This is a genomic window from Streptomyces calidiresistens (genome assembly GCF_014141525.1).
In the GTDB taxonomy this organism is placed as follows: Bacteria; Actinomycetota; Actinomycetes; order Streptomycetales; family Streptomycetaceae; genus Streptomyces; species Streptomyces calidiresistens.
On sequence record NZ_VKHS01000182.1, the window covers coordinates 1 to 8,014 of the forward strand.

Sequence of the window (8,014 nt, forward strand, 5' to 3'; positions counted from 1 at the left end):
GGGGGGAGGGGAGCACACGGGTCGGGCCCCGGCGCCGTCATCGGCACCGGGGCCCGACCCCACCTCGGGGTGCTCAGCCCTTGCGGGTCCTGACCTCCTCGGTCAGCGCCGGCACGACCTGGAAGAGGTCGCCGACCACGCCGAAGTCGACCAGGTCGAAGATCGGGGCCTCCTCGTCCTTGTTGACCGCCACGATGGTCTTGGAGGTCTGCATGCCGGCCCGGTGCTGGATGGCGCCGGAGATGCCCGCCGCGATGTAGAGCTGCGGGGAGACCGACTTGCCGGTCTGGCCGACCTGGCTGGAGTGCGGGTACCAGCCGGCGTCCACGGCGGCCCGGGAGGCCCCCACGGCCGCCCCCAGGGAGTCGGCCAGCTCCTCGATGATCGAGAAGTTCTCGGCGCCGTTGACGCCGCGCCCGCCGGAGACCACGATCGCGGCCTCGGTGAGCTCCGGGCGTCCGGTGGACTCACGGGCGGCGCGGGAGACCACCCGGGTGCCACCGCCGCCCTCGGTGACGGTCACCTCCAACGGCTCCACGGTGCCCGCGGCGGGGGCCGCCTCGGGGGCGGCGGAGTTCGGCTTGACCGTGATCACGGGGGTACCGGAGGTGATCCGGGACCGGGTGGTGTAGGCGGCCGCGAAGACCGACTGGGTCGCGATCGGCCCCTCGTCACCGGCCTCCACGTCCACCGCGTCGGTGATCAGGCCGGAGTCCAGTCGCAGCGCCAGCCGCGCGGCGATCTCCTTGCCCTCCGCGGAGGAGGGGACCAGCACCGCGACCGGGGAGACGGCCTCCACGGCGGCGCGCAGCGCGTCCACCTTGGGGACCACCAGGTACTCGGTGAACTCGGGGGCGTCGGCGGTCAGGACCCGCACCGCGCCGTACTCGGCGAGGGTCGGGGCGGCCGCGTCCGCGCCGGGGCCGAGGTGGACGGCCACGGGGTCGCCGAGACGACGGGCCAGGGTGAGCAGTTCGAGGGTCGGCTTGCGGACGCCGCCGTCCACGTGGTCGACCAGAACGAGGACATCAGCCATGGGAGTGCTCCTGCGGGTTGCCCGGGAAATGGGGTGGTGGGAGGGGCGCGGACCGCGCGCCGGTCGTCAGATGAACTTGCGCTCGGCGAGGAAGGAGGCCAACTGCTTGGCGCCCTCGCCCTCGTCGGTGACGATCTCGCCCTTGGTGCGGGCGGGACGCTCGGTGGCGTCCTCCACCGCGGTCCAGGCGCCGGCCAGGCCGACCTGCTCGGCCTCGATCTCCAGGTCCTCCAGGTCCAGGGTCTCCACGGGCTTCTTCTTGGCCGCCATGATGCCCTTGAAGGAGGGGTAGCGGGCCTCGCCGGACTGGTCGGTCACCGAGACGACGGCCGGCAGGGAGGCGCTGAGCTCCTCGGAGGCGGCGTCGTTGTCCCGGCGGCCGGTCACCGTGCCGTCCGCGACGGACACCTCGGAGAGCAGGGTCACCTGGGGCACGCCCAGGCGCTCGGCGAGCAGCGCGGGCAGCACGCCCATCACGCCGTCGGTGGAGGCCATGCCGCACACCACCAGGTCGTAGCCGACCTTCTCGATGGCCCGGGCCAGCACCAGGGAGGTGCCGAAGACGTCGGTGCCGTGGAGGTCGTCGTCCTCCACGTGGACGGCCTTGTCGGCGCCCATGGACAGCGCCTTGCGCAGTGCGTCGCCGGCGTCCTCCGGCCCCATGGTCAGGACGGTGATCTCCGCGTCGTCGGCGCTCTCGGCGATCTGCAGGGCCTGCTCGACGGCGTACTCGTCGAGTTCCGAGAGCAGACCGTCCACGGATTCGCGGTCGGTGGTCAGCTCGTCGGTGAAGCCCCGGTCACCGGTGGCGTCGGGCACGTACTTCACACAGACAACGATCCTCAAGCTCACGCCGGCTCTCCTAGCTCTCGGTGCTCCTCGGGCTGCCTCTCCCGGCAGCCTATGCGGCCTCCACGGCCCGTACCGGGCGGGGACACCGGGGATGATCCACCCGCCTTGTTACTCGCCAGTACATCGTACTGGTTCCCGCCCCGCCAAGAATGACGCATGTGACCTTGCCTACCCGGCGAGGGGGTGGGTGAGGCAGTCGCACACCCACCCGACCGGCGGTGCGGCGGGGCGGGGCGCCGGCCTCCCCCCGGCCCGTCGCCGTTCGGGGTTACGGAAGCGTAGGTTAGGGTCCGGGAAACCGAACGGTAACCCCACCGCGGACGCGACGGGTCACCGCACCACGCGCCGGTCCGCCCCCCGACCGGCGGGCCCACCCGTTCCCGTCCCCTCCGCGGATCCCCGCAGGAAGCAGGCAGTACCCCATGGCAGACCTCGTCTATCCGCCGGTCATCGGCGCCGCCCGAACCATGTTCCGGATGCTCGACCTGCGCTTCGACATCGGCGGCACCGAGCACATCCCCCGGCGCGGCGGGGCGGTGCTGGTCAGCAACCACATCGGATACCTGGACTTCGTCTTCGCCGGACTGACCGCCCGCCCCTCCCGGCGGCTGGTGCGCTTCATGGCCAAGGACTCGGTCTTCCGCCACCGGGTCTCCGGACCCCTGATGCGGGCGATGAAGCACATACCCGTGGACCGCGAGCAGGGCGAGCACGCCTTCCGGCACGCCGTGCGGGCCCTGCGGTCGGGGGAGATCGTGGGGATCTTCCCGGAGGCGACGATCTCCCGTTCCTTCACCCTGAAGGAGTTCAAGACGGGGGCCGCCCGGCTGGCGCAGCAGGCGGGGGTACCGGTGCTGCCGGTGGCCCTGTGGGGCACCCAGCGGCTGTGGACCAAGGGGCACCCCCGCGACCTGCGGCGCAACCACTTCCCCATCACCATCCGGGTGGGGGCGCCGATGGAGGTGGACCCGCGGGAGGACCCGACGAAGGTGACCGCACGGCTGCGCTCCCGGATCCAGGAACTGCTGGAGGCCGCCCAGCGGGCGTATCCGGGCACCCCGCGCGACGAGCGGGACACCTGGTGGCTCCCCGCGCACCTGGGGGGCACCGCCCCGCTCCCGCAGGGCCACTGACCCCGTGGTGGTGCCGGGCCCGCCGCCCGGCACCACGGCCCGGGCGGCGGGCCCGGCGCCTCAACCGCGGGACATCTCCTCGCGCAGGGCCGCGAGGAAGCCGTCCACGTCCTCCTCGGTGGTGTCCCACGAGCACATCCAGCGCACGTCCCCGGCGCGTTCGTCCCAGAAGTAGAAGCGGTACCGCTTCATCAGCCGGTGGGAGACCTCCGGGGGGATGCGGGCGAAGATGGCGTTGGCCTGCACCGGGTGCAGGATCTCCACCCCGTCGATCGCGCGGGCGCCCTCGGCCAGGCGGGTCGCCATGGTGTTGGCGTGCCGGGCCCCCTCCAGCCACAGCTCCCCCGCGAGCAGTGCCTCGAACTGCACCGAGACGAAGCGCATCTTCGAGGTCAGTTGCATGGAGAGCTTGCGGATGTGCTCGATCCGCCGGCCGAGGTCGGGGTTGAGCAGCACGACCAGCTCCCCCATCAGCAGGCCGTTCTTGGTGCCCCCGAAGGAGACCGCGTCCACTCCCGGAACGTCGGTGAACGCCCTCATCGGGAGGTTCAGCGAGGCGGCGGCGTTGGCCAGCCGGGCACCGTCGAGGTGGACGTGCATGCCCAGCTGGTGGGCGTGCTCGCAGATCGCGGCGATCTCGTCCGGCGTGTAGACCGTTCCCAGTTCGGTGCTCTGCGTGATGGAGACCACCTGCGGCGTCGCCCGGTGCTCGTCCTCCCACCCGTACGCCTCGCGGTCGATCAGCTCGGGGGTCAGCCGGCCGTGCTCGGTGGGCACGGTGAGCAGCTTCAGACCGCCGACCCGTTCCGGCGCTCCGCACTCGTCGACGTGGATGTGCGCGGAGTCGGCGGTGATCACCGCCCCCCACCGGTCGGTGAGCGCCTGCAGGGCCACCACGTTGGCACCCGTGCCGTTGAAGACGGGGTGGGCCCTGGCGTACGGCCCGAAGTGGCTGCGCACGACCCGCTGGAGGTGGTCGGTGTACACGTCCGCGCCGTAGGCGGGCTGGTGCCCCTCGTTCGCGAGGGCGATGGCGGCCAGCACCTCGGGGTGGACTCCGGCGTGATTGTCACTGGCGAAGCCGCGGACCGCGGGGTCGTGGCGGCGTTGGGCGTCGGTGCGCAGGGCGGGCTCCCGGGGCTCGGGGTGCGGAACGGGAAGGGGACCGGGACGCCGGTGGGCGCCCCGGCAACGATGATGCCGGATGCCGGACCGGCGGGGACCGGGGCCCGGGTCAGGACTCCGGCACCAGGGAGACCCGACGCCCGTTGATCTCGGCCGCGGGGCGGTCCCACAGGGCGCGCACCTCCTCGGCCAGGTCCCGCACGTCGGTGAAACCGGTGAAGGTCGCGTCCGGGCGCTCCGCGCGCAGCGCGTCGTGGAGCAGTGCCTTCACCACGAGGACGGTCGCCGCGGCGGGCGGTCCGCCCTCCCCACCGGCCCGCCGACCGGCCTTGCGGAAGGCGTCGGCCAGGGCGAGGGTCCACGCCTCCGCCGCCGCCTTGGCGGCGGCGTAGGCGGCGTTCCCCGCCGTGGGGCGGGCGGCGCCCGCCGCGCTGATCAGGACGTACCGGCCGTTGCCGCTCCGCTCCAGGGGACCGGCGAAGGCCAGGGAGGTGTGCTGGACGGTGCGGATGAGCAGGTTGTGCAGAAGCTCCCAGTCGGCCAGGTCGGTCTCCGCGAAGGAGGCCGAACCACGCCATCCGCCGACGAGGTGCACCAGCCCGTCCACCCGGCCGAACTCCCGCTCCGCCCGCTCGGCCCAGCGGCGCGCGGCGGCGGGGTCGAGCAGGTCGACCGTGTCCCCGATGACGGTCGCCCCGCCGTGGGCGAAGCGGGCGGCGTCCACCCCCTCCGCCAGCCGGAGGGGATCCGCGTCGGCCGCCAGCACCGTGGCACCGGCCTCGGCCAGCCGCAGCAGGACGGCGTGGCCGGCGGGCCCACCGGCTCCGGCGACCGCGACCACCGCCCCCTCCAGCGGGCCCCCCGCCGGCGACGGCCCGTCCGTTCCGGAAACACTCATGACGCTCGCCCTTCCTCGGGATTCTGGCGTTGGGGCACCCGGCCGTCGGGGACGCGGGGTGCGCGGGACGAACCGACCGGGAATCGGCCGGCGGGAACGGGCGGCACGGGACACGACACCCCGCGCCGGAGGCCCGTGACCTCCATCATCCGCCGATGGGGATCCGGGCGCGCCCCGGGAGTCCGCCCCGGCGCGCCCCGGCACGCGCGGGGCGCGGGTGCCGGGGCGCCGGGGGCCGGCGATCCGCGGGTCAGGCCGCCTCGGCGGGGCGGGAGTCGTCGGGGACGATGCCCCGGGTGGACTCGATCACCGCGCGCAGTTTGCGGGCCAGCGCCTCGTAGAACAGGCTCAGCGGGAACTCGTCGGGGTGGACGTCGTCGACCAGTTTGCGCGGCGGCAGCGACAGGTCCAGTGCCTCCGGCCCCTTCGCCCAGGTGGAGGCGGGATGCGGTGCCAGGTACGCGGAGACCAGTTCGTAGGCCTTGAGCCAGTGGACGAGCTTGGGACGGTCGATGCCCTCCCGGTAGAGCGTCTCGATCTCCCCGCGCAGACGGTCGGTGACCTCCGCCGCCCGGTCCCAGTCGATGGTGAGGCGGTTGTCGGTCCACCGCAGGGCGTCGTGCCGGTGCAGATAGGCGAAGAGCAACTGGCCCCCCAGGCCGTCGTAGTTGCGTCGTCGCTCACCGGTCACCGGGAAGCGGAAGAGACGCTCCAGGAGAACGGCGCACCGCATGTCGCGGCCCTGGCGCATCCCCTCGGCCGCCAGCCGGCCCGCCTCGTGGAAGGCGGTGAGGTCGCAGCGCAGCTCCTCCAGGCCGTACATCCAGAACGGCTGTCGCTGCTTGATCATGAAGGGGTCGAAGGGCAGGTCGCCGTGGCTGTGCGTGCGGTCGTGGATCATGTCCCACAGCACGAAGGTCTCCAGGCACCGCTGCTGGTCGGTGAGCAGCCCCCGGACCTCCTCGGGAAGCTCCAACCGGGTGACCTCGCAGGCGGCGCTCACCACGCGGCGGAAACGGGCCGCCTCCCGGTCGCAGAAGATCCCGCCCCAGGTGTACCGGGCCGGTACCTCCCGAACCGCCACCGTCTCCGGGAAGAGCACCGCCGAGTGGGTGTCGTAGCCCGGGGTGAAGTCCTCGAACGCGATGCCCAGGAAGAGCGGGTTGTCGTAACGGCTGCGCTCCAGCTCCGCCAACCACTCCGGCCAGACCAGCCGGAAGACCACGGCCTCCAGGTTGCGGTCGGGGTTGCCGTTCTGGGTGTACATGGGGAACAGCGCCAGGTGCTGCCGACCGTCCCGCCGCTCCCGGGCGGGTTCGAAGGCGGTGAGGGAGTCGAGGAAGTCCGGGACGCCGAAGTCCTCCCGGGCCCAGCGCCGCAGGTCCCCGACGAGCGCGCGGTGGTAGGCCGCGTCGTGCGGCATGAGCGGCGAGAGTCGCCCGACCCCCTCCACGACCTCCTCCACCAGGGCGCGCAGCCGCCCCCGCTCCGGGACGCCCTCCCCGGCCGGGGCGATGGACCCGTCGGCGGACTGGGCCGCCCGGATCTCCTCCACCGCCGCCCTCAGCGCCGGCCAGGCGGGGTGGTCCACGACCCGCCCACCGGTCTCCCCGACCGCCGGGGGTCGCGGGGACGCCTCCACCGGGGACACGGAAACCGACTGACCCGCCATGGTCTCTCCTCACCTTCCACCGAGTACCGCGTTCGCGCGAAAACTTTTCGCGTGGCAGCACCGTAACCGGCAAGTCGGAGCCCTCACAACCGCTGAAGCCGTAAACCTTGCGGCTCGGAGGCATTTATCACGTCGATCCTCCCGTCAACCGGGGCGACGACGGGAGAAGAAGCGGATGAATTCCGGATGACCTTCGCGCGCGTCGACCCCGGGGGCGCCGGGCCCGGTCTAGGGTGGCGGCGCCGCCCGGGCCCGGGCGGCGCCCCTCCGACCCACCTCCGGGAGACGACCGGCCATGCCCCTGCTCACCGTCGGACACCGGGGCCTGATGGGGGTCGAACCGGAGAACACCCTGCGGTCCTTCCGACGGGCCCGGGCCGAGGGCGTGGCCGTGATCGAACTGGACCTGCACCTGAGCCGGGACGGCCGACTGGTGGTGATGCACGACACCACGGTGGACCGCACCACCGACGGCACCGGCCGCGTCGCGGATCTCGACCTGCCCGACCTGCGCGCCCTGGACGCGGGCGCCGGCGAGCGGATCCCCCTGTTCACCGAGGTGGTCGAGGAGGTGGATCTGCCGATCCAGGCCGAGATCAAGGACCCCGCCGCCGCCGAGGTGCTGGCGGGGATCGTCACCGAGCGGTCCCTGCACGACCGGGTGCGGGTCATCTCCTTCCACGACGAGGCGCTGCGGGCCACCCGGGCCCTGCTGCCCGACATCGCGATCGCGGTCGTCACCGGCCGGTCCACCCCGCGGGCGGCGGAACGGGCCCTCGCCGCGGGGGCCGACATGGTCTCCTGCGAACTCCCGGAGCTGACCGCCGGGGTCGTGGAGCGCTGTCGGGAAGCCGGGGTGGCCGTCATCGCGTGGACCGTGAACACGCCGGCCGACCTGGCCCGGGTGGTGGAGCTGGGGTTGGACGGCGTGGTCACGGACGAACCCGCGATCGTGACCGCCGCCCGCGACCTTCCCCCCGGGGGGATCGGAAGGCCGGTCACCACCCCGGCCGCGGGCCGCTGATCGGGGTCGCGCCGGGGAACCGGGTCAGGGACGGAGGATCCGGGTCCCGGCCGCGGAAAGGTCCTTGACCAGGGTTTCGAACCGCAGATCCGGCCGCCGGGGCAGACCGAAGCGGGGATCCCCGTAGGGGAAAGGGGTCATCCGACCCGTGCGGCGGTATCCGCGCCGTTCGTACCAGGCGATGAGGTCCGAGCGCAGCGAGATGACCGTCATCTCCATCCGCCCGGCGCCCCACTCCCCCGCCGCGACCCGTTCGGCCCGGGCCAGCACCCTC

General features: G+C 73.3%; 7 protein-coding genes and 1 pseudogene. 2 read left to right on the forward strand and 6 right to left on the reverse strand.

All coding sequences use genetic code 11. From position 1 onward, the window contains the following. Positions 1 to 73: 73 nt before the first annotated feature. Together FOE67_RS10240 and FOE67_RS10245 are read right to left on the reverse strand one after the other, a co-directional pair. The gene (locus tag FOE67_RS10240; RefSeq protein ID WP_182662780.1) at positions 74 to 1,036 is read right to left on the reverse strand and encodes an electron transfer flavoprotein subunit alpha/FixB family protein; all 963 of its coding nucleotides are present in this window, start codon (positions 1,034 to 1,036) and stop codon (positions 74 to 76) included. A 66-nt stretch (positions 1,037 to 1,102) separates the two neighbouring features. Then, positions 1,103 to 1,888, reverse strand: a complete 786-nt coding sequence (locus FOE67_RS10245; protein ID WP_182662782.1) for an electron transfer flavoprotein subunit beta/FixA family protein — start codon at positions 1,886 to 1,888, stop codon at positions 1,103 to 1,105. Between the two features lie 422 nt (positions 1,889 to 2,310). Between FOE67_RS10245 and FOE67_RS10250 the strand changes: the two genes are divergently transcribed. Then, the gene (locus tag FOE67_RS10250; RefSeq protein ID WP_182662784.1) at positions 2,311 to 3,021 is read left to right on the forward strand and encodes a lysophospholipid acyltransferase family protein; all 711 of its coding nucleotides are present in this window, start codon (positions 2,311 to 2,313) and stop codon (positions 3,019 to 3,021) included. Positions 3,022 to 3,081: 60 nt separating this feature from the next. Here the strand turns inward: FOE67_RS10250 and FOE67_RS10255 are convergent, their stop codons facing one another. From FOE67_RS10255 to FOE67_RS10265, 3 genes are all read right to left on the reverse strand, one after another. Continuing rightward, positions 3,082 to 4,146 carry a threonine aldolase family protein gene (locus tag FOE67_RS10255; protein ID WP_182662790.1) on the reverse strand — a complete coding sequence of 355 codons (1,065 nt, stop codon included), beginning with the start codon at positions 4,144 to 4,146 and terminating at the stop codon, positions 3,082 to 3,084. 109 nt (positions 4,147 to 4,255) lie between these two features. Next, on the reverse strand, positions 4,256 to 5,044 hold the full coding sequence (locus tag FOE67_RS10260; protein ID WP_182662786.1) for an SDR family NAD(P)-dependent oxidoreductase: 789 nt from the start codon (positions 5,042 to 5,044) through the stop codon (positions 4,256 to 4,258). Positions 5,045 to 5,294: 250 nt separating this feature from the next. Next, complete coding sequence (locus FOE67_RS10265; RefSeq protein ID WP_194444129.1) at positions 5,295 to 6,716, reverse strand: DUF6421 family protein; 1,422 nt, start codon at positions 6,714 to 6,716, stop codon at positions 5,295 to 5,297. A gap of 295 nt (positions 6,717 to 7,011) precedes the next feature. Here FOE67_RS10265 and FOE67_RS10270 point away from each other — a divergent pair, with 295 nt between their 5' ends. After that, entirely contained in the window at positions 7,012 to 7,740 is a 729-nt protein-coding gene (locus FOE67_RS10270; RefSeq protein ID WP_182662788.1) for a glycerophosphodiester phosphodiesterase, read from the forward strand. Between the two features lie 24 nt (positions 7,741 to 7,764). Here the strand turns inward: FOE67_RS10270 and FOE67_RS10275 are convergent. Further along, positions 7,765 to 8,014, reverse strand: a pseudogene (locus FOE67_RS10275) (GNAT family N-acetyltransferase); the annotation flags it as partial.